This is a genomic window from Streptomyces lothianensis (assembly GCF_047779955.1).
In the GTDB taxonomy this organism is placed as follows: Bacteria; Actinomycetota; Actinomycetes; order Streptomycetales; family Streptomycetaceae; genus Streptomyces.
On the sequence record NZ_JBLMKT010000014.1, the window covers coordinates 1 to 19427 of the forward strand.

The 19427-nt window shown below is 71.6% G+C and carries 20 protein-coding genes and 1 pseudogene; 9 read left to right on the forward strand and 12 right to left on the reverse strand.

Annotated features, from left to right (window positions below):
* Positions 1–32: 32 nt before the first annotated feature.
* From ACLF6P_RS01800 to ACLF6P_RS01820, 5 genes are all read right to left on the reverse strand, one after another.
* Entirely contained in the window at positions 33–623 is a 591-nt protein-coding gene (locus ACLF6P_RS01800) for a helix-turn-helix domain-containing protein (RefSeq protein WP_415947505.1), read from the reverse strand.
* Between the two features lie 108 nt (positions 624–731).
* The gene (locus ACLF6P_RS01805) at positions 732–2078 is read right to left on the reverse strand and encodes a proprotein convertase P-domain-containing protein (protein WP_415947507.1); all 1347 of its coding nucleotides are present in this window, start codon (positions 2076–2078) and stop codon (positions 732–734) included.
* Between the two features lie 328 nt (positions 2079–2406).
* Positions 2407–2949, reverse strand: a complete 543-nt coding sequence (locus tag ACLF6P_RS01810) for a GNAT family N-acetyltransferase (RefSeq protein WP_415947508.1) — start codon at positions 2947–2949, stop codon at positions 2407–2409.
* 91 nt (positions 2950–3040) lie between these two features.
* A complete protein-coding gene (locus ACLF6P_RS01815) occupies positions 3041–3709 on the reverse strand; it encodes a response regulator (RefSeq protein WP_415947509.1) in 669 nt (222 codons plus the stop codon).
* Positions 3706–4872: a sensor histidine kinase gene (locus ACLF6P_RS01820; protein WP_415947511.1), complete on the reverse strand. Its 1167-nt coding sequence runs from the start codon at positions 4870–4872 to the stop codon at positions 3706–3708. The genes ACLF6P_RS01815 and ACLF6P_RS01820 overlap by 4 nt, the downstream gene beginning before the upstream one ends.
* Positions 4873–5049: 177 nt before the next feature.
* Between ACLF6P_RS01820 and ACLF6P_RS01825 the strand changes: the two genes are divergently transcribed.
* Both ACLF6P_RS01825 and ACLF6P_RS01830 read left to right on the forward strand, forming a co-directional pair.
* Entirely contained in the window at positions 5050–5721 is a 672-nt protein-coding gene (locus ACLF6P_RS01825) for a hypothetical protein (RefSeq protein ID WP_415947512.1), read from the forward strand.
* A gap of 49 nt (positions 5722–5770) precedes the next feature.
* Positions 5771–6457 (forward strand): hypothetical protein, encoded by a 687-nt coding sequence (locus ACLF6P_RS01830; RefSeq protein WP_415947513.1) that lies wholly within the window; start codon positions 5771–5773, stop codon positions 6455–6457.
* A gap of 110 nt (positions 6458–6567) precedes the next feature.
* Here ACLF6P_RS01830 and ACLF6P_RS01835 read toward each other — a convergent pair whose 3' ends face one another.
* Positions 6568–7221 carry a DUF1326 domain-containing protein gene (locus ACLF6P_RS01835; protein WP_415947515.1) on the reverse strand — a complete coding sequence of 218 codons (654 nt, stop codon included), beginning with the start codon at positions 7219–7221 and terminating at the stop codon, positions 6568–6570.
* A 316-nt stretch (positions 7222–7537) separates the two neighbouring features.
* On the opposite strand from ACLF6P_RS01835, the gene ACLF6P_RS01840 reads away from it, so the two are divergent.
* The gene (locus ACLF6P_RS01840; protein ID WP_415947516.1) at positions 7538–8371 is read left to right on the forward strand and encodes a DUF2182 domain-containing protein; all 834 of its coding nucleotides are present in this window, start codon (positions 7538–7540) and stop codon (positions 8369–8371) included.
* Between the two features lie 239 nt (positions 8372–8610).
* Here the strand turns inward: ACLF6P_RS01840 and ACLF6P_RS01845 are convergent, their stop codons facing one another.
* On the reverse strand, positions 8611–9471 hold the full coding sequence (locus ACLF6P_RS01845; RefSeq protein ID WP_415947517.1) for an alpha/beta fold hydrolase: 861 nt from the start codon (positions 9469–9471) through the stop codon (positions 8611–8613).
* Between the two features lie 155 nt (positions 9472–9626).
* On the opposite strand from ACLF6P_RS01845, the gene ACLF6P_RS01850 reads away from it, so the two are divergent.
* Entirely contained in the window at positions 9627–10091 is a 465-nt protein-coding gene (locus tag ACLF6P_RS01850; protein ID WP_415947518.1) for a pyridoxamine 5'-phosphate oxidase family protein, read from the forward strand.
* A 20-nt stretch (positions 10092–10111) separates the two neighbouring features.
* Here the strand turns inward: ACLF6P_RS01850 and ACLF6P_RS01855 are convergent, their stop codons facing one another.
* Both ACLF6P_RS01855 and wrbA read right to left on the reverse strand, forming a co-directional pair.
* Positions 10112–10843 carry a YdeI/OmpD-associated family protein gene (locus ACLF6P_RS01855; RefSeq protein WP_415947519.1) on the reverse strand — a complete coding sequence of 244 codons (732 nt, stop codon included), beginning with the start codon at positions 10841–10843 and terminating at the stop codon, positions 10112–10114.
* Positions 10844–10990: 147 nt separating this feature from the next.
* Positions 10991–11596 (reverse strand): NAD(P)H:quinone oxidoreductase, encoded by a 606-nt coding sequence (gene wrbA / locus ACLF6P_RS01860; RefSeq protein ID WP_415947520.1) that lies wholly within the window; start codon positions 11594–11596, stop codon positions 10991–10993.
* 196 nt (positions 11597–11792) lie between these two features.
* On the opposite strand from wrbA, the gene ACLF6P_RS01865 reads away from it, so the two are divergent.
* The gene (locus ACLF6P_RS01865; protein WP_415947521.1) at positions 11793–12497 is read left to right on the forward strand and encodes a TetR/AcrR family transcriptional regulator; all 705 of its coding nucleotides are present in this window, start codon (positions 11793–11795) and stop codon (positions 12495–12497) included.
* Here the strand turns inward: ACLF6P_RS01865 and ACLF6P_RS01870 are convergent.
* Together ACLF6P_RS01870 and ACLF6P_RS01875 are read right to left on the reverse strand one after the other, a co-directional pair.
* Complete coding sequence (locus tag ACLF6P_RS01870; RefSeq protein ID WP_415947522.1) at positions 12465–13736, reverse strand: MFS transporter; 1272 nt, start codon at positions 13734–13736, stop codon at positions 12465–12467. The two genes, ACLF6P_RS01865 and ACLF6P_RS01870, sit on opposite strands and share 33 nt — an antisense overlap.
* Before the next feature lie 288 nt (positions 13737–14024).
* Positions 14025–14951 carry a carbohydrate kinase family protein gene (locus ACLF6P_RS01875; RefSeq protein WP_415947524.1) on the reverse strand — a complete coding sequence of 309 codons (927 nt, stop codon included), beginning with the start codon at positions 14949–14951 and terminating at the stop codon, positions 14025–14027.
* A 174-nt stretch (positions 14952–15125) separates the two neighbouring features.
* On the opposite strand from ACLF6P_RS01875, the gene ACLF6P_RS01880 reads away from it, so the two are divergent.
* Positions 15126–15725, forward strand: a complete 600-nt coding sequence (locus ACLF6P_RS01880) for an HhH-GPD-type base excision DNA repair protein (protein ID WP_415947526.1) — start codon at positions 15126–15128, stop codon at positions 15723–15725.
* A 222-nt stretch (positions 15726–15947) separates the two neighbouring features.
* The gene (locus ACLF6P_RS01885; RefSeq protein WP_415947616.1) at positions 15948–17522 is read left to right on the forward strand and encodes a M28 family metallopeptidase; all 1575 of its coding nucleotides are present in this window, start codon (positions 15948–15950) and stop codon (positions 17520–17522) included.
* A gap of 100 nt (positions 17523–17622) precedes the next feature.
* Here the strand turns inward: ACLF6P_RS01885 and ACLF6P_RS01890 are convergent.
* A pseudogene (locus tag ACLF6P_RS01890) lies at positions 17623–17876 on the reverse strand (helicase HerA-like domain-containing protein); the annotation flags it as partial.
* A 338-nt stretch (positions 17877–18214) separates the two neighbouring features.
* Here ACLF6P_RS01890 and ACLF6P_RS01895 point away from each other — a divergent pair.
* A complete protein-coding gene (locus ACLF6P_RS01895; protein WP_003955420.1) occupies positions 18215–18511 on the forward strand; it encodes a type II toxin-antitoxin system VapB family antitoxin in 297 nt (98 codons plus the stop codon).
* A gap of 162 nt (positions 18512–18673) precedes the next feature.
* Positions 18674–19351 carry a LytR C-terminal domain-containing protein gene (locus tag ACLF6P_RS01900; protein ID WP_415947527.1) on the forward strand — a complete coding sequence of 226 codons (678 nt, stop codon included), beginning with the start codon at positions 18674–18676 and terminating at the stop codon, positions 19349–19351.
* The last annotated feature ends 76 nt before the right edge of the window (positions 19352–19427 follow it).

Below are 19427 nucleotides of genomic sequence, written 5' to 3' on the forward strand. Positions count from 1 at the left end.
CGCAGTCCGCCTGAACCAATCAAGATCGGACTCTACGAAACTCGGGGCAGCTCACAGTGCTGGATGTCCGGAAGCCGGCCCAGTTCGTTGTGGTGTACCACCACGTGGCGGTCAACGCCGTCCGCCCGCGCCCGGAACACCAGTCGGGTGTGCACGCTCCGCTCCTCGCGGTCGGGTCCGACCTGGAATCGCTCGTGACAGCCCAGCCATTCGAGCTGGCCGTCGGCCGGCTGCTCGATCTGGCCGAGCAGCCGGCCGACGCTGCCGGGCACCGGGCAGAGATCGCGGTAGGACAGCGCGCCGGGGACGTGCCGGGCCCAGCGGCCGCGGGGGCGGGGCGGGCCGAGCTGGGCGACCAGGGATTCCTGCGGCAGGCCCAGGATCTGTTCCAGGGCGCGGACGGCGTGCAGCGAATGGGCGCGTTCCGGGCGGCAGCGTCCTCGCTGCCAGTTGGAGAGGCTGGCCACGCTGACCTGGATGCCGCGTTCCGCGAGCCGGGCGTGCAGTCTGTCGAGGCTGAGGCCGCGGGCCTGGATGGCCGTCCGCAGGGCCTCGTCGAAGGAGTCGGCGTACGGGAGCTCTGGCTGTCCGTGGCCGGGTGCGGTGCGCGTGCTGGTCACCATGTGCGGGGTCCTCCTGACGGCATACGTCCGCCCCCGGACGAGCACGAAGGTACCCGGGGGCGGAGACGCAGTCGAGATCGGCGGACCAACTAGTTCGCCGCTCAGGGATCAGAAGGTCAGGCTCCACGCGTCGACATAGCCGCTGTCGTTGACCGCTGTGTCCGTGACCCGCAGCTTCCAGACGCCGTTCGCAGTCTCCGCGGAGACGTCGACCGTGTCGGTCTCGTGAATGATGTCGCCGTCGTCGTCGGGGTCGGGGCTGCGCAGCCGGTAGGCCGTGCCGCTGGGGCCGATGAGGTCGATCCGCAGATCGCCGCGCCAGGTGTGGTGGACGTCTTGGTACACCGACAGGGACGTGGGCGCGTTTCCGCTGATCCCGCTCACGGTGATGGGTGACTCGGCCTGGCCCTGGTCAGGGATGTCGAAGTCGGCGGTGTTCTCGAAGAACCTGCCGGGGTCGCCGCCGCCTCCGTGGTTGATGAGGTTGCAGCACTGGTTGCCGTAGATGCGGACCCCGGCCCGCTCGGCGTACCCCTGGTAGGCCGACCAGCCTTCGTACCAGGTCCAGCCGCCGATCACCTTGCCCTGTACCGCCACCGGGGTGTTGCCGCCCGATCCCGACCACAGGGTCCAGTGCGTGTGGTCGCCGTTGGCCGAGCCGCCGCACGGGAGTTCCTCCGCGATCCTGCCGAGGTACTCGCCGTGGGCCACCGTGCTTCCCGAGGACTTGTTGGTGGTGTCGCGCAGGTGGTAGTAGCCGGTGGTGTAGCCGTTGTCGTGCATCACCGTCAGGTAGGGCCACCGGCCGCCGCTGGTGCAGTGCCGGTACAGCGTCCCGGCCCGCGAGGCACGCACGTTGCCGTCGCCGCCGTAGAAGTCGATCGAGTTGTACGGGCGGGACGTGCCGCTGTTGCCGTGCACACCCCAGTGGGCCCAGCCGGTGTTCTGCCGCCACGGCAGCGAGAGACCGGTGGCGGCGCGCGGCTCGGGTGACGAAGTACGGACGAACGGGGCGCGCTCGGAATCCTTGACCACCGCGGAGGGGGCGCGTTGCGACAGAGCGGCGAAGGCCGGGGTGCCCTGGAGGCCGACCTGCCAGGTGCTGCCCGAGCGCCGGGCGACGAACAGCGATACCACGGGGGAGGTTTCGACACCGCGGGGGATCAGGAACGCCGAACTTCCGAACGTCCAGGTCCCGTTGGCGGACCACCGCTGCGGCTCGACCAGGATATCCAGCTTCGCCGAGGCTGCCAGCCCGTAACCGCCCCTGGCCTGGGTGCCGAGCCGGTCCTGCATCGCACCGCTCACGGCCTGCTTCAGGTCGTGCTCCGGGGGCGGGGCCGGTGCCGCGGCCCCGGCACTGCCTGCCGGGAGCACGGAGACAGCGACGGCGAACGCCGCACCGAGGGCCGTCAGGACGGCACGTGTCCGTCTGTTCACGTTCGCTCTGTTCACGTTCGCTCCTTCTTCGGGGGTGGGGGACGCGCCTCGCAGCACGGCAGGCACCGCAGGCGCCGCCAGGTAATGTCCGCCGACCGGCAAGGCGGAGCAACGAGAGGAAGGGGCTGAGCGTGCAAAACCTGAATACCGCGCTCTAAACGCTGAAGAGCCGGCCGGCCCCGTCTCGGAGAAGCCGGCATCGTGCCTGGTGGGGGCGGGATCCAGCGTGTGCAGCGGGCCGATGCCCAAACCTGCCCAGCCAAGCGCCGCCGGCCCATTGAATCTTTAGGTTCGGAAGTCGGGCGGCACCCTCCCTGCCGAACCTGGAGAACCACGTGGAGGCTCAGAGCGGGGCGAGCATCATGAGGATCTCGTCGCGATCGTCGCTCGGGGTGAGCCGGAGAGCGCCGGGCCATCGGCCGGTCTCATGCCAGCCGAGCCGGCCGTAGAAGGCCTCCAGGCCCATGCCGCCGCGGGCCGCGAGGCGCAATTGTTCCAGACCCATCTCGTCCCTGGCGATTCTGCGCACCTCCTCCATGAGCGCCCGCCCGATGCCCAGCCCTCGCACGGCAGTGCGGGTCTGGACGTGGTGGAGGGTTCCCCAGTGCGCGATCAGTTCGAATCGGTCGCGGCGGACGTTGAGCCAGCCTGCGAGTTCGCCGTCCATGGTCGCCGTGACGATTCGGCTGGTGTCGGGGGCGAGCTGATCGATGAGGCGATCGAGGGCAGGCGTCACCGTGTCCACGTCGACGGGCGGGAAGGGGAAGCCTGCTGCACCGCCTGCGTTGGTGACCTCGACCCAGCACTCGGCAAGGGCGCTTCGGTGCTTGGCGGTGACGTCATCGGATGAGGTGAGCTGCTGAAACACGAGGGAGCCGGGAGCCATCCGGGAATCATGTCAGCGGCCTCCGACAGAAGGCCGAGGCAGGCCCTGCTGCTTGAGCAGGCCGGCTCCGGACACCACTCCCGGTCATGCCTCAGCGCTCCCCACGCCCGGCGATCAGGCCCGTCTCCCAGGCCCAGGCGGCTATGCCGACCCGGTTGCGTGCCTTCAGCTTTGCCTGGATGTTGGCGATGTGGGTCTTGGCCGTGCCTGCGGAGATGAAGAGTCTGGTGCCGATCTCGGCGTTGGTGAGGCCTTCCGCGACCAGGCGGGCTATTTCCTCCTCGCGGGAGGTCAGCGGTGAGGGGGCGGTGGGTTTCGTCGTGGGCAGGGAGCGCAGGAGGGTGACCGTGATCTGCGGGCTGATGAGGATGTCGCCCGCCATGGCGGCCCGTACGCCCTCGAGCAGCAGGCCGGGGCCCGAGCGTTTGAGGAGGAAGCCGCAGGCGCCGTCGCGCAGGGCGGTGCGGACGTAGTCGTCGTGGTCGAAGGTCGTGACGACCAGGACGCGCGTCGGGTCGGTGGCGTCCGGGCCTGCCAGGCGGCGGGTGACCTCCAGGCCGTCCGCGCCCGGCATCCGGATGTCGGCGAGCACCAGGTCGGGGCGGAGAGTACGGGCGAGGGAGAGGGCGGTGTCGCCGTCCGGCGCCTCGCCGACGACCGTCATGTCCGGCTGGGAGTCGAGGATCAGGCGGAATCCGCTGCGTACGTCCGCCTGGTCGTCGGCCAGGAGGATGCGGGTCGGGGCGGCCGGGGTGGTCATGACCGTGCCTCGGAATCTGTCGGGAGGTCTGTCGGGAGTACGGCGGTGAGTCGCCAGCCGTCCTGATACGGACCCGCCATCAGCGTGCCGCCCAGGGCCTCGGTGTGTTCGGTGAGGGCGGGGAGGCCCAGGCCGCCGCCTTCGCGGGGGCAGGGGGTGGAGTCCGCGGCATGGGTGCGGTTTGCGGGGTTCTTGGGGTTCGTGGGGTTGTTGTTTGTGATGTGGAGTTCCACCGTGGTGGGGGTCGGGGTCAGGGTGACCGTCGCATGGGTGGCGGCCGGGGCGTGTCTGCGGATGTTCGTCAGTGCCTCGGCCGTGATGCGGTACGCGGCAGCGCCCGCCTCGCGCGAGAGTCCGTCCGTAGCTCCGGCGGGCATGTCCAGGTGCGCGCGGGTGGTGCCGGCCGAGCTGAACTCGGCTATCAGGGCGGGGAGTTGGTCGATACCGGGCAGGGCGGTCGTGGTCGCCGTCTCAGGACCGTGCAGCATCAGGATCGTACGGTCCATGGAGGCCAGGGCGCTCAGGCCCGCCTTCTCGATGCGTTCGAGGGCCGGTACCGCCTGGGCAGGGTCGGTGGCCGCCAGGAAGCGGGCCGCCTGGGCCTGGACGACGATGCCGCTGATGTCGTGGGCCACGAAGTCATGCAGGTCGCGGGAGAGTTGAAGGCGCTGCACGCGGCGCGCCTCGGCGACCGCGAGCCGCCTGTGGTGCTCCTGACGGCGGGGGTAGGCGCCGACGGCCACCGCGGCCAGGGCGGGGAGCAGCCAGAAGGTGGCGATGCCCATGGACTCCAGGAAGGATTCGCCGGAGACGAGCGGGACCGGCCAGAGAGCGACGGCCAGAGCGGCCAGGGGGACGGCCACGCGGAGTTCGCGCAGCGGCGACCAGCGGGTCGTCGCGGCCAGGAGGAGCAGGAGGAGGCCCGCCTCGGCCATCTTCCAGGCGGAGTTGATGTGTTCCGCCGGGATGGCGACGGAGGTGAGCAGGGAGAGTGCCGCGCAGGCCGCCGTGGGGCGGGCCAGGCGGTGGAGTCCTGGCGGGGTGCGGCGGCGGGAGACAGCGCCCAGGGGGTGTCTCCCCAGGGCCCAGGCGATGGTGGCGGATGCGGCCACCGTCGTGACGCTGCCGAATGCGAGCTCTGCCACCGATGTTGTGTCCCCCATGCGGATCAGCGTATGGGCAGGTCGGGTGGTGGCGCCTCTGCCGATCGGCAGAGGGAGGCGCGGTGGCCGGACGCCGAGCGGGCGATCTTTATGCCGATCGGCGGATGGGCGGGGGTGCGGTGCCCGGGCGAGGCTTGAGCCGTTCGGTAAATGGCCCTGGGAACACAGGAGTTCAGCATGCGAATCAAGTCGGACGGAATGCGTATCAAGTTGATCGGGGTGGTCGGTGCGGCCGGTGTGCTCGCCACTGTGGCGGCGGGGCCCTCTCCCGCAGCGGGGCAGGGCACGCAGGCGGCGGTCGCCGAGAAGCCGGTGCGGGTCGCCAATGTTCATGGATCGGCGCGTATCCGGTACGTCGAATCGCCCGACGACGACATCCGCTTCACGGTCGACGCGGAGTCGGTGCCGTTCTCCCGGCCGCTGCCGCATCCGATGGCCCGCAACGGGATGGCCACGGATGCCCGGGGCACGGTGAAGTTCAGCCACGGCGTGCCGAACGGCGGCGAGGCCGCCGTCGCCGAGGCCCGGGTCGACTGTCTGGTGACCAGCGGGCGCACGGCCACGCTCACCGCCGTGATCACGAAGTCGAGCGTCGGGCGCGTCGGCAAGCGCATCGGCATCAGCGTCCAGCAGGGGCGCAAGGGTGAGCCGGACCGGCTCGGGTTCTCCTGGGGGGTCGTGAACGTCGACCCCGAGGGGAGCGACGAGGCGGGCGAGATCGTGGAGTCCGAGGTGGGTACGTGCATGGCTCCCGCGCCGTTCACCGTGGTCAAGAAGGGCGGCTTCAAGGTCGTACACGCCGATCTGCCGAAGACACCCGCGCCCGCGGCGGAGGCCCGTCGTGACTGACACGCTGGTCGCTCGTGGACCTGTGCGGAGGCGGAACACGCCGTCGGGCGTGGGCGGTGCGTCGTCGGCCGGATCCCTGCCGGACGGGCTGGACGGGCTGGACGGGCTGGACGGGCAAGGCCGGCAGGACGAGTTGGACAGGCAAGGCCGGCAGGACGAGCTGGACGGGCAGGGCGGGCCCGCCAAGCCGGTCGTCTCCCGGCCCGTCCGGTGGGCCGCGCACGCCGTGGCCCTGAGCGTGCTGCCCTCCGGGGTGTGGCGGTTCGCCATCGCCTTCGGGTGGGACTCCGGGTTCGACGGGTTTCTCGATCCGTCCCGCTTCCCCGGCAAGGGGTCCTTCTACCTGGTGGGGCTGAGCCTCTTCGCCGAGGCCCTCGCGCTGCTGACACTGGGGCTCGTCCAGCGGTGGGGCGAGGTGCTGCCGCGGTGGGTTCCCGGGCTCGGCGGGCGGCGGATCCCAACCATGGCGGCGGTGATCCCGGCCTCGGTGGGGGCGGCCCTCGTCACCTACCTGGGCCTCGTCGGGGCGTTCACCTGGAACAGCGCGGAGAACATGGGGGCGCCCGAAGCACCCGACGGAGTCCTGTGGTGGGTGATGACCGTCTGCTACGCACCTCTGGTGCTCTGGGGGCCCCTGCTGGCGCTCGTGACGGTGTCGTACTACCGGCGGCGGAACCGGGGGATGAACCGGGGGATGAACCGGCGGCGGAACCGGCGGAAGAACCAGGGTGGATGAACCGGCGGAAGAACGGGCGGAAGAACCGGGGCGGATGTACCGGGGCAGGCCCGAGGCCGAGGCCCGAGGCCGAGGCCCGGACTGCCGCCCCCGGCTCGTGCCTCGTGCGCTCAGTTCGGTCCCGACCAGTCGAAGGTGATGTGCTTGCTGGACTGGCCCTCGCGGCTCCAGCGGAATTCGAAGGCGTCGGCGTGGTCCTTCACCGCGCGGCCCCAGGTCGCGACCTGGCCCGGGCCGGTTTCCGAACCGGGGAGGTTGGTCGTCTGGACGCGTGCGCCCTCCGGTGTCGTCGGCCCTGTGAGGGCGACCGCGCTGGCCTCGACCCGGCCCGGGACCGCGGCCCGCCACTTGCCGAGGTCGTCGTCGACCTCGAACTCGATGGGGGCGAAGTCCATGCCGCGCATCTCGGCCCCGAACATCTCGATCATCTCCGTGGGCCAGCTGCCGGCCTGACCGCTGAAGATCATGTGCAGTGCTTCGCGCTGCTCGGTGTCGGCACGCTCGTCGAGGAAGACCGCCGCGTACGCATCGGAGTGCTCGCCCCATACGTTGCCGACGAAGGACGCCACCATCAGCACGTTGAGCCCGTCCATGACGACCTCGCCGTAGCGGCCCTCATTGATGTGCCAGGCCAGGATTCCGTCGCAGAACCCTTCGGTCGGTGGCTGCGCGAACGAACAGGGGCAGGGGACATTGCATCGACACGTGTCGAACCAGTCGCCGGACACGTGCCACTTCGGAATGGTCTGTGTCGTCTCGGACATCTCGCCGCCTCCTTGCACATGGCGCACACGGCTTTCGTACGACGCCGGGCCGTGCGGGAGGGGATCCGAGGGGAGAGTGCGATCGGGGGATTGCGCCGGTGCCGAACTCCGCCTCGGGCCCGGCAATCGCGTCATTAATCCTTATTGTCCCACCGGATACGGCAGCGGGCCAGGGCAGCGGACCACCCACGGCCTCCCCTCCGCCCGGCCACCCACGGCCTCCCGTCCGCCCTCCCTCCGCCCTCCCTCCGCCCTCGCCCCGCCCTCGCCCCGCCACCGACGCGCACCCCGCCGTTACCCGTGGTGGGCTGGAAGCATGAGGCCACGACGAGAACGGCTCACCCCGCCCCTGCGGTCCGGTGATCTGCTCCCGCCCCGGCAGCTGGCCGCCGCCTGGTTCCTCATGACGCTGATCGCCCTGCTCGCCTGGGTTCTGGTGATCGCACAGGCGGACGGCATGGGCACGGACGGGGACATGGGCATGGGCATGGGAGCGGGCGCGGGGACGATGGGCATGAGCCTGTCGCTGTTCCTGCTGCTCTGGGTGGCCATGATGGCCGCCATGATGTTCCCGTCCGTGGCGCCGGTGGCCGTCACCTGGGCCCGGGCCATCGGCCGGCAGGCATCGGGGGCCGCTCGGCTGCTGCGGACCACCCTGTTCGTGACCGGGTACCTGCTCGCCTGGGCGGTGTTCGGCCTGCTCGTCTACGGGCTGCTCGTCCTGTTCGGCGATCTGGTGCAGGGGCATCCGCAAGCCGCGCGGTGGATCGGCACGGGCGCCTTCCTGGCCGCCGCCGTGCAGCAGTTCAGCCCGCTGAAGAACATCTGCCTGCGCCACTGCCGCAGCCCCATGAGCCAGCTGGTGCGCTACGCCGGCTTTCGTACGCGGGCCAGGGACCTTCGCGTGGGGATCCACCACGGGCTGTACTGCGTCGGCTGCTGCTGGGGCCTGATGATCGTCCTGATTCCGCTGGGTTCGATGAACATCGCGGCGATGGCCGCGGTGTCGGTGATCATCTTCGTGGAGAAGCTGTGGCGCCTGGGCCCGCTGTTCGCCTCGGTGGTGGGCGTGGTGTTCCTGGTCCTGGCCGTCCTGACCGCACTGGGTCTGCTGCAGGACGTGCTGCTGCCCGGGCTGCGGGGTGCCTGACGCGCACCCTGCTGCCTGGGCTGCGGGGTGCCGATGACGCCGTACGGGGCGAGCGTGGCGGAGCCGAGCAGGGCCGGGGTCAGCGGGAGCCGGCGCGGGACGGGCCGGCCATCCGTTCAGCAACGCGTGGTGCAGGCGGGGGAGTTCGCGCGGGGCTTGGGCGGGGGGTGCCCCTATCTGTTTCTGGAGTATGGACTTCGGGGGTGCCCGATGCCCGGTGCCCGGTGGTGTGCGGCGGATCAGGCCCGCGTGGTCCGCTTCAGGAACGGGAGGAGGGCCGCGGCCGTCTCCGCGGGGAACTCCGCCTGCGGGTAGTGGCCCGCGCCCTCGAGGAGGACGATCTCGCAGGGGCCGCCGAGGGTCGAGGCGAAGGTCTCCGCCTCGGCGCGCGGGCTCTTGAAGTCGGGGTCCTTCGCGCCCATCAGGATCAGGGCGGGCTGCTGGACGCGGGGCCGGTCGGCCGCCGAGTCCTTGGCGCCGGGGGCGTTCACCGCGATGAAGGCCTCGGTGCGGCCGGCTTCGCGCAGCCGGGACTTGACCGTACGCAGGTGTGCCTTGAAGTCGGCGGGCTTGGGGCCCTTGTGCAGGGAGGCGTAGAAAAGGCCCCAGAGGAACGGGGAGCGCAGGGCGCGGCCGGTGAGCCACTTCGTGAACGCTCCCTGCTGCGGTTCCGCGGCCCATGGGGAGAGGGCCACGACTCCCGTGATGTCGTCGGGGAGTTCGGCGGCGGCGGTGACGGCCGAGTCCGGCGAGAAGGACTGGCCGACGACGGTGGCCGGGCCGCCGCCGAGGTGGCGGATCAGGGCCACGTAGTCGGCGCCGACGGCCGAGGTGGTGTACGAGCTCCAGTCCGTTCCGCTTTCGCCGTGGCCGCGCAGGTCCATGGTGGCGACGCGGTGGCCGGCGGCGACGAGGTGCGGGACGAGGTGGCGGTAGACGGCGCGCACATCGCCCATGCCCGGCGCCATGACGACCAGCGGGCCCTCGCCGGTCACGTCGTAGGCGATACGGCCGCTCGGGGTGTCCAGGTACTGCGTGGCGGCCGGGGCGGTTGAACCCTGCGTCCCGTTCGCGTTCGCCTGGTGGCTCGTACCGGTCATGACGACTCCCTCGATCCGCTCGACCCACTGACTGGCTAACTATGTTAGCCACAAGCTAACGCCGTTAGCCATCGGGCGTCAACACCCCGCTCGCCATTTACGGAGGTGATCATGGCCAGCTAGCGTCAGCCGCACGCAGACCCAGGGAGGGCCCGATGGCGAATCCGCCTGCCAGAAGCGCCGAGCAGCGCAAGAAGGACACGTTGAAGCGGCTCGAGCACGACGTCGATCTGTGGGTGGCGAGCGCGGATCCGCAGACGGGGGCGCCGTATCTCGTACCGCTGTCCTTCGCCTGGGACGGCACGTCCCTGCTCTTCGCGACCAAGGCCACCAGCCCGACGGGCCGCAGCCTCGCCGCTTCGGGACGTGCGAGGATCGGCCTAGGACCGACCAGGGACGTGGTGATGATCGACGGCCCGGTACTGACGCACACCGCCGAGGAGCTGGGCGAGGAGACGCACGCCTGGTTCGCGGAGTCGAGCGGCTGGGATCCGCGTGCGCAGTCCGACGCGGACGCGTACCGGTGGTTCCGGCTCACCCCCCGCCGCGTCCAGGCCTGGCGCGAGTCGAACGAGCTCGCGGGCCGCACGCTGATGCGGGACGGGGAGTGGCTGGTCTGACCGGCCCGCCCGGTCAGCCGTCACCCTTCGGCTTCCGGGCCGGACCGTCCCTCCTTGCCGAGCGGACCATCCCTCTTGCCGGCCGGACCGTTCCCCTTGCCGGCCGGACCATCCCCCTTCCGGGCAGGCTCGTCGCTCTTGCGGGCCGCCCCGCCCGCCTTGCGCGCGGGCTCGTTGACCTTCCGCCCCTCCGCCATCGTCGCCACCATCCGCTCGATGCGCGCCTGCCGGGTCTTCTCGGTGCGCGCGGTGATGAGGCGGTGCAGCACGGCGTAGCGGTCGGAACGGCCGAGCGAGTCGAAGAGCGCGCGGGCCGCCGGGTTCGCGTCGAGGGCGGCGATCAGCTCGGCGGGCGGCTCGGCGTTCTTCGGTGAGGCGTACGCCGCCTCCCAGCGGCCGTCCGTCCGCGCGGCCTCGACCTCCGCGAGGCCGCGCGGACGCATCCGGCCGGCATCGATGAGCGCCTGCGCCTTGCCGACGTTGATCTCGGACCAGATGGAACGCGGGCGGCGCGGGGTCACCTTCTGCAGGTAGTACGTGGCGTCGTACGAGCGGCGCTGACCGTCGATCCAGCCGAAGCAGAGCACCTGCTCGACGAGTTCCTCCCAGGTGAGGCTCGGGATGCCGGTGTGCTTCTTGGCGATCTTCACCCAGAGCGCCGTACGCTCCGTGTGACACTCCTCCAGCCAGGCCTCCAGCTCGCCCGCGCTCGCGGGGACGATGACTTCCACTCCGTCGTCGTAAGTCTCCATGGCCCGAAGGCTAGTTGGCCTATAGGTCAGTTTCTGACCTATAGGCCAACTTAGGCCAACTGGACAGCACATCGGGACGTCCGGGACTGGCGCCCGGAGCAGGCGCCGGAATCGGACCGGGCGCCGGAATCGGACCGGGCGCCGGAATCAGGCGAGCTTCGCCGCGATCTTCGCCAGCCGCTCCCCCTGGTAGCGGGCCGCGTCGAGCGTCGAGTCCGCGACGTCACCGCTGCTGCCCACGTGCACCGTGCCGTACGGGTTGCCGCCGGCCGCGTAGACCGCGCCGTCGGTGAAGCCGGGCGAGACGATCAGGGAGCCCCAGTGGTGAGCGGTGTTGTAGAGGGCGAGCAGCGTGGACTCGTTGCCGCCGTGCGCGTTGTGCGCGGAGGTGAAGCCGGTGAAGGGCTTGTCCTGGAACGTGCCCTCCTGCCACAGGCCGCCGGTCGAGTCGAGGAGCTGCTTGAGCTGGCTGGCGATGTTGCCGTAGCGGGTGGGCGAGCCGAAGGCGTACGCATCGGCCCAGGCCAGGTCGTCGAGGGTGGCGACGGGCACCTCGTCGGATACGGCGTCGATGTGGGCGCGCCAGGCCGGGTTGGAGTCGATCGCCGCGTCGGGGGCGAGTTCGGGCGCCCGCCGCAGCCTCACCTCGGCGCCGGCCTTCTCGGCGCCCTCGGCGAGGGACTTGGCGAGCTGGTGGACGTTGCCGGTGGCCGAGTAGTAGACGACGGCGACCTTGGGGGCGGTGCTGGACATGACGGGTGACCCCTTCCCGGGCACGGAGTAGGCGGTACGCAGGTGGCGGTTCGCGGTAACGGGTGCGCCGCCGGTCGAGCCGGGAACCGGATTCACATCCGGTTCGGCGCGGGCTCCAGTTAAGCGGATGGGTATCCACTCCGCAAGAGGAAGTGGATACCTTTCCGCTTCTCCGTGCGTCCCGTAATCTGCGTATATGAACGAGCCGCCGCGCATCCCCGCCGAGCCGCCGCGCATCCCCGCCGAGCCGTCGAGCTCCGCACTCCCGCCCACTGCAGGAGCGGCGCCCGTCCTGCCCATGGCCGGGCAGTCGCCCCTTCTGCCCCTGGCCGGTCAGGCGCCCCCCGAGCGCGCCGATGCCGCCCGCAACCGGCGCCGGATCCTGGACGCGGCCCGGCGGATCGTCGCCGAGCAGGGCGCGAAGGCGCTCACGATGAACGGGGTCGCGCACGCGAGCGGGATCGGCGTCGGCACGGTCTACCGGCGCTTCGGCGATGTCTCGACCCTGCTGCTCGCCCTCCTCGACGACGGGGAGCAGCGCTTCCAGGCCGCGTTCATGAGCGGGCCGCCCCCGCTGGGCCCGGGCGCCCCGGCCGCCGAACGGCTGCGCGCCTTCCTGCACGCGTACGCCGCGTACATGCTGGAGGCGGAGGAGCTGATGCTCGCCGCCGAGAGCGCCTCGGCCGCCGCCCGCTACCAGAGCGGGCCGTACCGGATCGTCCATACGCATGTGCAGCTGCTGATCCGCGAGGCCCGGCCCGATCTGGACGCCCCGGTCCTGGCCCATCTGCTGCTCGGCGCCTTCCAGCCGAGCCTGCTGTGCCTGCTGCGCAAGGAGCTGAACGTGTCCCTGGAGCGGCTCGAAGCCTCACTCGACCAACTGCTCGGCCCCATCGGCTAGTCCGGGCCCGGGCTCGGACCCGCGCCCGCTCCCCCGGGAGTCGGCGGCGGTACGGGTACGGGCCGCCCAGCGCGAGACCGGCCCGAGCGCGTACGAGGCGAGCGCCAGCAGACCGCCGGTGAGCAGCCAGCCCGCCGTGCCCAGGTCGATGAGCAGCAGGGTCAGGAGCAGCGGCCCGGCCGTACGGGCGATCGTCACGCCCGTACCGAAGAAGCCCTGGTACTCGCCGATCCGTCCGGCCGGAGCGAGGTCGAAGCTGAGCTGCCAGGCACCCGCCGACTGCCACATCTCGGCGATCACGAGGAGCACCGCACCGACGACCAGGACGGCCGCCGCCACCCACGGCGTACCCCGGGCCGAGAGCGCGAACACCGCACAGGTCGGCACCATCAGCAGGCCCGAGCGGCGCAGCGCCCGGGTGGCGGTGGCCAGCCCCGTGATGCCGGTGGCCATCCTGACCTGGAAGAGCATCACGGCACCGCAGTTGAGGATGAAGAGCGCGGAGACCAGCCACTCGGGGGCGGTGGTGCGCTCGGTGATCCACAGCGGGATGGCGATGCTGAGCAGCGGCATCCGCAGCAACAGCACCGCGTTCAGGAGGGTGAGCACGGCGTACGGGCGGTCGCGCAGCACTTGGAGGGTGGCACCCTGCACGGGTGGGGCGGGCGGCGGCGCGGGCAGCCGGAACAGGACGAAGGCGCAGAGCAGGAAGCTCACCGCGTCGAGGGCGAAGACCGCGAGATACGCGCTGTGGCCGCCGACCGAGAGGGCCACCCCGCCGAGTCCGGCGCCGATGGTCAGGCCGCCGTTGCCGGTGGACTGCAGATGGGCGAGCACCCGGGTGCGCTCGGCCCGGCCGACAAGTCCGGCGAGCAGCGCCTGGCGGGACGCGGCGAGACCGGACTGGGCGGTGGCGTAGACGCAGGCCGCGCCGACGAAGGCCGCGAAGTCCCGGACGACCAGGAAGGACGCGACCGAGACGGCGGTCGCGAGCGCCAGCAGCACCGCGGTGCCCCGCGGGCCCCTGCGGTCGGCGAGGGAGCCCAGCGGGGCCCCGACGATCGAGCCGACCGCCCAGGCGACGGTCAGTCCGAGGCCGATACGGGCGGGGGAGAGGCCCACGACGTGCGTGAAGTACAGGGCGGAGGTGACGTAGTACGCGCCGTCACCGACGGAGTTGCTCAACTGGGCCAGGGCAAGGGTGCGTTGCGGGCCTCGGGGCGGAAGCAGGGGCGTCATGGCCGCCACGGTAGGCAGCGAGTGGCTCCCTGCTGTAGGCCAATCTGTGGCTCTCTCCGTGGGCCAATCGGATGCGCCCCGCAGGACCGCGGGGCAGCACGACGAAGCCGCCGTGGAGGAGGTGAGGTCGGGCGGCGGGGTGTGATGCACGGTCAGCAGCGTGGCCGCCCCGCCGACCGCCCCCGCGCACCGTCGGACCCCCGCTCCGCCGACCGCCCCCGCGCGCCTGCCGCCGCGCCGCCGCGCCGCCGCGCCGTCACGCCGTCACGCCGTCACGCCGTCACGCCGTCACGCCAGCTCACGCGCATACGGCGGCTGGGCCCCGGCCCGGGTGCAGCTGACCGCAGCGGCGCGTGCGGCGAAGCCGAGCACGTCACGCCAGGCGTCCGCGTCCAGGGTGCCGGTGAAGCCGCCACGGCGCCCGAGTTCGTGCAGCAGCGCCGCGTACGCCGTATCGCCGGCCCCGATCGTGTCCACCACCGCCACCCGCACCCCGGGCACCGAGCACTCGCCGCCTTCCGCCGGGAACACCGTCAGCCCGTCCGCGCCCCGCGTCAGCACCACCGCCCGCGGCCCGGCCGCCAGCCACCGCCCGACCGCCTCCCGTACGGGCCTGCCGTCCGCGAGCCAGGCCGCGTCCTCCTCGGACAGCTTCAGGAGGCGTACGGAGGGGAGCCGGCCCAGGAACCGGGCCCGGTAGGCGGCCGGGTCCGGGATCAGACCGGGGCGGATGTTGGGGTCGAGCGCGGTGAACACACCGCGCCGCGCGGCGGCGTGCAGCAGCCGGTCGTAGGCCGTCGCGCCCGGTTCGAGGACGAGCGAGCAGGTGCCGAAGCAGACGGCCGACACGCCCTCGGGCACCGCGACCGGGGCGGGGAGGCCGAAGAGGCGGTCGGCCGTCCCCTCCACGTAGAAGGAGTACGAGGCCGAACCGGACCCCCCGTCGACCTGGGCCACGGCGAGGCTGGTGGGTTCGGGCCCGCGCTGCACGAGCGAGGTGTCCACGCCGTCGGCGTGCAGCGCGGCGAGCAGCGCCGCGCCGAAGCGGTCGGTCGAGACACGGGAGCAGAAGGCGGCCGGGGAGCCGAGGCGGGCCAGGGCGCGGGCGGTGTTGAAGGGGCCGCCGCCGAGCCGGGGTGCGAGGAGGGGGAGTTCCCGGTCCGGGGCACGCTCGGGGACCAGGTCGATCAGAGCCTCCCCTGCTGAGACGATCACAGGCCTCTCCTCCCCCACGGCCCCCGCCTCCGAAACGGCTCCCGTCCCCCGAAAGGCGCACCCTGCTGCAGAGGGGCGGTGGGCCGCCGGACACCCCCTTGTGGGCGTCCGGCGGCCCACCCCCTGACGCCCGCCCGTCTCGCCCCCCGTCGGCCCGGACGCCATGATGACCCCATGACGAACGAGCCCGCCGAGATCCACCTCGCCCAGAACTCCGACGCCGACGAGCTGCTCGGGCGCAGTCCGCTGGCCGCCCTGGTCGGGATGCTGCTCGACCAGCAGGTGCCGATGGAGTGGGCGTTCACCGGCCCGTACACGATCGCCGGGCGGATGGGGCGGGAGGATCTCGACGCGCACGAGATCGCGGCGTACGACCCGGAGGCCTTCGCCGAGCTGTTCAGGACAAAGCCCGCCGTGCACCGCTATCCGGGCTCGATGGCGCAGCGCGTGCAGCAGCTGTGCCGGTACCTCGTCGACGAGTACGACGGTGATGCCACCGCCCTGTGGTCGGACGTGAAGGACGGCAGGGAGCTGCTCGCCCGGCTGAAGGCGCTGCCCGGGTACGGGGAGCAGAAGGCGAAGATCTTCGTGGCGGTCCTCGGCAAGCGCTACGGCGTCGCCCCCAAGGGCTGGCGCGAGGCGGCCGGTTCGTACGGCGACAAGGGCTCCTACCGTTCGGCCGCCGACATCACGGGGCCCGAGTCGCTGGCCAAGGTCCGGGCGTTCAAGCAGGAGATGAAGGCGGCCGCGAAGGCGGCGAAGGCCGGCAAGTAAGCCGGCAAGTAAACGGCGCTACGCGGGCCGTCCCTCCCACACACAACGCGCTGGTGGCCCCGTATGCCGAGAACATGCGGGGCTAATCCGACTAAACCGAACACGAGTTGCACACGACCCCTTTCCGGGGGACCCATCGGTCGCTACCGTCCCTCCCACCTCGTTCGCACTGCCTCTGGGGAAGGGACCTCTGTGAACGCAACACCTCGTTCGCGCAGCACGATCGCCGCCATCGCCGCCGTCGCGCTCGCCACACCCCTGCTGCTCGCCTCCGCGGGAACGGCCACCGCCGACCGCGATCACGGGCGCGACAAGCCGGCCAAGGACGCCCGCAAGCTCTCCCGTGAGCTGGTCAGGGACGCCTCCGGTGCGGGGGCGTACCGCCACCTTGCCGCGTTCCAGGCCATAGCGGACGCCAACGGCGGCAACCGTGCCGCCGGTACGCCGGGCCACGACGCCTCGGCGGAGTACGTCTACGACTACTTGAAGAAGGCCGGCTACGACGTCAGCTACGACGCCTTCGAGTTCGTCTACAACGAGACGCTCGCCGAGCGGCTCTCGGTCGTCTCGCCCTCGCAGCGCGACGTCGACATCATCGCCATGTCGTACACGGCCTCGTCCCCGGTCGGCGGCATCACCGCCCCCGTCGCGGCGGTACCGGTCGACGAGGACGGGACCACCGGCTGTGACGCCGAGGACTATGCCTCCGGCACCTTCACCGGCAAGATCGCGCTGATCAAGCGCGGCGGCTGCACCTTCGCCCAGAAGCAGGCCACGGCCGCCGACGCGGGCGCGACCGGCGCCATCATCTACAACAACACCGAGGGCACGCTCAACGGCACGCTCGGCGACCCGGACGCGGGGGTGATCCCGACCGGCGGCATCACCCTGGCGGACGGCGAGGCGCTCGCCGCCGAGGTCGCGGCGGGCGAGGTCACCGTCGACCTCGAGATCCGCGAGCTGCGGGAGACCCGCCAGACGCGCAACGTCATCGCGGAGACCCCGGGCGGCAACTCCGAGAACACCGTGATGCTCGGCGCCCACCTCGACTCGGTCACCGAGGGCCCCGGCATCAACGACAACGGCTCCGGCTCGGCCGGCCTTCTCGAAGTGGCCAAGGAGCTCGCCGAGGCGACCGGGCAGGGCAAGGGCCAGGGCAAGCACAAGGGCCAGCAGCCGCACAACAAGGTCAGGTTCGCGTTCTGGTCGGCCGAGGAGCTCGGCCTGATCGGCTCGGAGAAGTACGTCGAGAAGCTCTCCGAGGAGCAGCTCGCGGACATCCGCCTGTACCTGAACTTCGACATGATCGCCTCGCCGAACTACGGCCAGTTCATCTACGACGGCGACGACTCGGACGGCGAGGGCGCGGGCCCCGGCCCCGAGGGCAGCGCCCAGCTGGAGCGCGACATCAACGCGTTCCTCGACCGGGAGGGCAAGCCCTACGAGGGCACCGACTTCTCCGGGCGCTCGGACTACGGCCCGTTCATCGAGGTCGGGATCCCGTCGGGCGGCACGTTCACCGGCGCCGAGGGCATCAAGACCCCGGCGCAGGCCGAGAAGTTCGGCGGCGAGGCCGGGGTGGCGTACGACGAGTGCTACCACGCGGCCTGCGACGACCTCGGCAACATCAGCATGGAGGCGCTCGACACGAACGTCGACATCATCGCCAACGCGGTCGGCACCTACGCGCACGACCTCAGCTCCCTGACCCGCCCCGTGGAGCCGGTCTCCACCGAGGGCTCGGGCGACGGCAGCGGCGGCGGCCTGCACGCGGGCCACGGCCACGTCAGCGAGTGAGGCACCGTTCAGCGGACACGCTGAGCTGCGCTCCGCCGAGCGGGCGCGCTGAGTGACAACCGTCCGGCCCGGACATCCCGTACGCGGGTGTCCGGGCCGGACGTTGTTGTGCCGGACGGTCCGCCCCGGGCGCTCCGCGCCGCGCGCTGATCTTCTCGTAGGCCGACTCTGGATCGACCACCTCGGCATAACGGGAGTAGAGCAGCGAGGACTTCACCGCCCGGTCGAGCGCGGCCGCGTCGACCGGCCCCATCAGGGACTCGGGCGCCCGCAGCCGGGTCGCGGCCACCGGAGTCGGTGTGCCCTTCCGCTGAGCACGGTGACCACCGCCTCGCCGGCGCCGAGCCCTTTCAAGGCTCTCGGCCCACTGACAACACTGACAACACCGATTACTCCTCGCTCTCCGGCGTCGGCGCGGGCCCGGGTGGAGCCGGATCCGGGGCCGGAGCCGTCGGGGGCCCCTGGGGCGCGGGGGCCGGGTCCTTCGCGGGAGGCGGGGTCGGAGCCGGACCGGGAGGAGCCGGGGCCGGGCGGGCCGGTTCGTTCGGCGGCGTCGGGTCGCTCTCACTCATGTCAGGCCCCTGTTCCCGGTTGTGAGGTTCCGATATGCCCCGTTCCGGGGCGTCATTTCCCAGCCTCGCACTCCGTCGCCATGGCTGCGCCCGGAGCCCCCAGCCCGGTAGGCTTTCCGTGTGATCTTCAAGCGCATCGGAAACGGCCGGCCGTACCCCGACCACGGCCGGGAAAGCACCCGGCAGTGGGCGGACGTCGCGCCGCGCCCGGTCCGCCTCGATCAGCTGGTGACCACCAAGGGCCAGCTGGACCTGGAAACCCTGCTCGCCGAGGACTCCACCTTCTACGGCGACCTCTTCGCGCACGTCGTGAAGTGGCAGGGCGACCTCTACCTGGAGGACGGCCTGCACCGCGCCGTCCGCGCGGCCCTGCAGCAGCGCCAGGTGCTGCACGCCCGCGTTCTCGAGCTGGGCTGACACCGGTCACTCCTGCCGACACCGGTCACTCCTGCCGACACCGGTCACCCCCTGGACCGACACCGGCCGCCGCCGTCGGCATTGCCCCTTTCGGGTCGGGTTCGTCCGCCACCCATTGATCATCTAGTAGGCAGACCAAGCACACGGCATTACGCTGCGACCATGAGCATGCTGACACCCCCCGGCATGGGCGGCGAATACCGCATCACGGGGGACAAGTACCCGCGAATGCGCCGCCCCCGGCGGCGCCGCCGGATCGTGCTCGCGATCGTCGCCTGCACCGCCGTCCTCGGGCTCCTCGCTTACGGGACCATCGAGCTGATCGGGGTCTTCAACGGCGAGAAGTCAGGCGGAAAGAGCGACCGGAACGTCGCTGCCGACAAGACCCCCGACTGCAAGCCGGCCGCCGCCACGCCGAGCGCGTCGAAGACGCCGGCGAAGGCGCCGAAGCCGATGGTGCTGCCGGAGCCCAAGGACGTGCAGGTCAACGTCTACAACGCCACGAACCGCGGCGGCCTCGCCGGGGAGACGGCGGACGAACTCAAGAAGCGCGGCTTCACCGTGGGCAAGGTGGGCAACGCGGAGAAGAAGTTCGACGGGAAGGTCGAGGGCAAGGCCATACTGCTCGGCCCCAAGTCCGCGCTGAAGAAGGGCATCGTCGTCCTCGGCACGCAGGTCGAGGGCGCCGAGGCGCGCACGGACGCACGCGAGGTCGCGGCGATCGACCTGATCCTCGGCGACGGCTTCACGTCCCTGGCGACGAAGGCGGAGGCGAAGCAGGCCATCGAAGCCCTGACGAACCCCGCGCCGCCTTCGCCGGCCACCCCGAAGGGCTGCTGAGGCAGCACCCCGGGGCCACCTGACGTACGGAGTGCTGCCAGGGGGTGTCCGGCGTCGGGGAACGCGGCACTACCCG

Coding starts and splice junctions, on each gene's coding strand:
- ACLF6P_RS01800 (WP_415947505.1), bottom strand. CDS start 623: ATGGTGACCAGCACGCGCACCGCACCCGGCCACGGACAGCCAGAGCTC.
- ACLF6P_RS01810 (WP_415947508.1), bottom strand. CDS start 2,949: ATGGCTCCCGGCTCCCTCGTGTTTCAGCAGCTCACCTCATCCGATGAC.
- ACLF6P_RS01815 (WP_415947509.1), bottom strand. CDS start 3,709: ATGACCACCCCGGCCGCCCCGACCCGCATCCTCCTGGCCGACGACCAG.
- ACLF6P_RS01820 (WP_415947511.1), bottom strand. CDS start 4,872: ATGGGGGACACAACATCGGTGGCAGAGCTCGCATTCGGCAGCGTCACG.
- ACLF6P_RS01825 (WP_415947512.1), top strand. CDS start 5,050: ATGCGAATCAAGTCGGACGGAATGCGTATCAAGTTGATCGGGGTGGTC.
- ACLF6P_RS01835 (WP_415947515.1), bottom strand. CDS start 7,221: ATGTCCGAGACGACACAGACCATTCCGAAGTGGCACGTGTCCGGCGAC.
- ACLF6P_RS01840 (WP_415947516.1), top strand. CDS start 7,538: ATGAGGCCACGACGAGAACGGCTCACCCCGCCCCTGCGGTCCGGTGAT.
- ACLF6P_RS01845 (WP_415947517.1), bottom strand. CDS start 9,471: ATGACCGGTACGAGCCACCAGGCGAACGCGAACGGGACGCAGGGTTCA.
- ACLF6P_RS01850 (WP_415947518.1), top strand. CDS start 9,627: ATGGCGAATCCGCCTGCCAGAAGCGCCGAGCAGCGCAAGAAGGACACG.
- ACLF6P_RS01855 (WP_415947519.1), bottom strand. CDS start 10,843: ATGGAGACTTACGACGACGGAGTGGAAGTCATCGTCCCCGCGAGCGCG.
- wrbA (WP_415947520.1), bottom strand. CDS start 11,596: ATGTCCAGCACCGCCCCCAAGGTCGCCGTCGTCTACTACTCGGCCACC.
- ACLF6P_RS01865 (WP_415947521.1), top strand. CDS start 11,793: ATGAACGAGCCGCCGCGCATCCCCGCCGAGCCGCCGCGCATCCCCGCC.
- ACLF6P_RS01870 (WP_415947522.1), bottom strand. CDS start 13,736: ATGACGCCCCTGCTTCCGCCCCGAGGCCCGCAACGCACCCTTGCCCTG.
- ACLF6P_RS01880 (WP_415947526.1), top strand. CDS start 15,126: ATGACGAACGAGCCCGCCGAGATCCACCTCGCCCAGAACTCCGACGCC.
- ACLF6P_RS01900 (WP_415947527.1), top strand. CDS start 18,674: ATGAGCATGCTGACACCCCCCGGCATGGGCGGCGAATACCGCATCACG.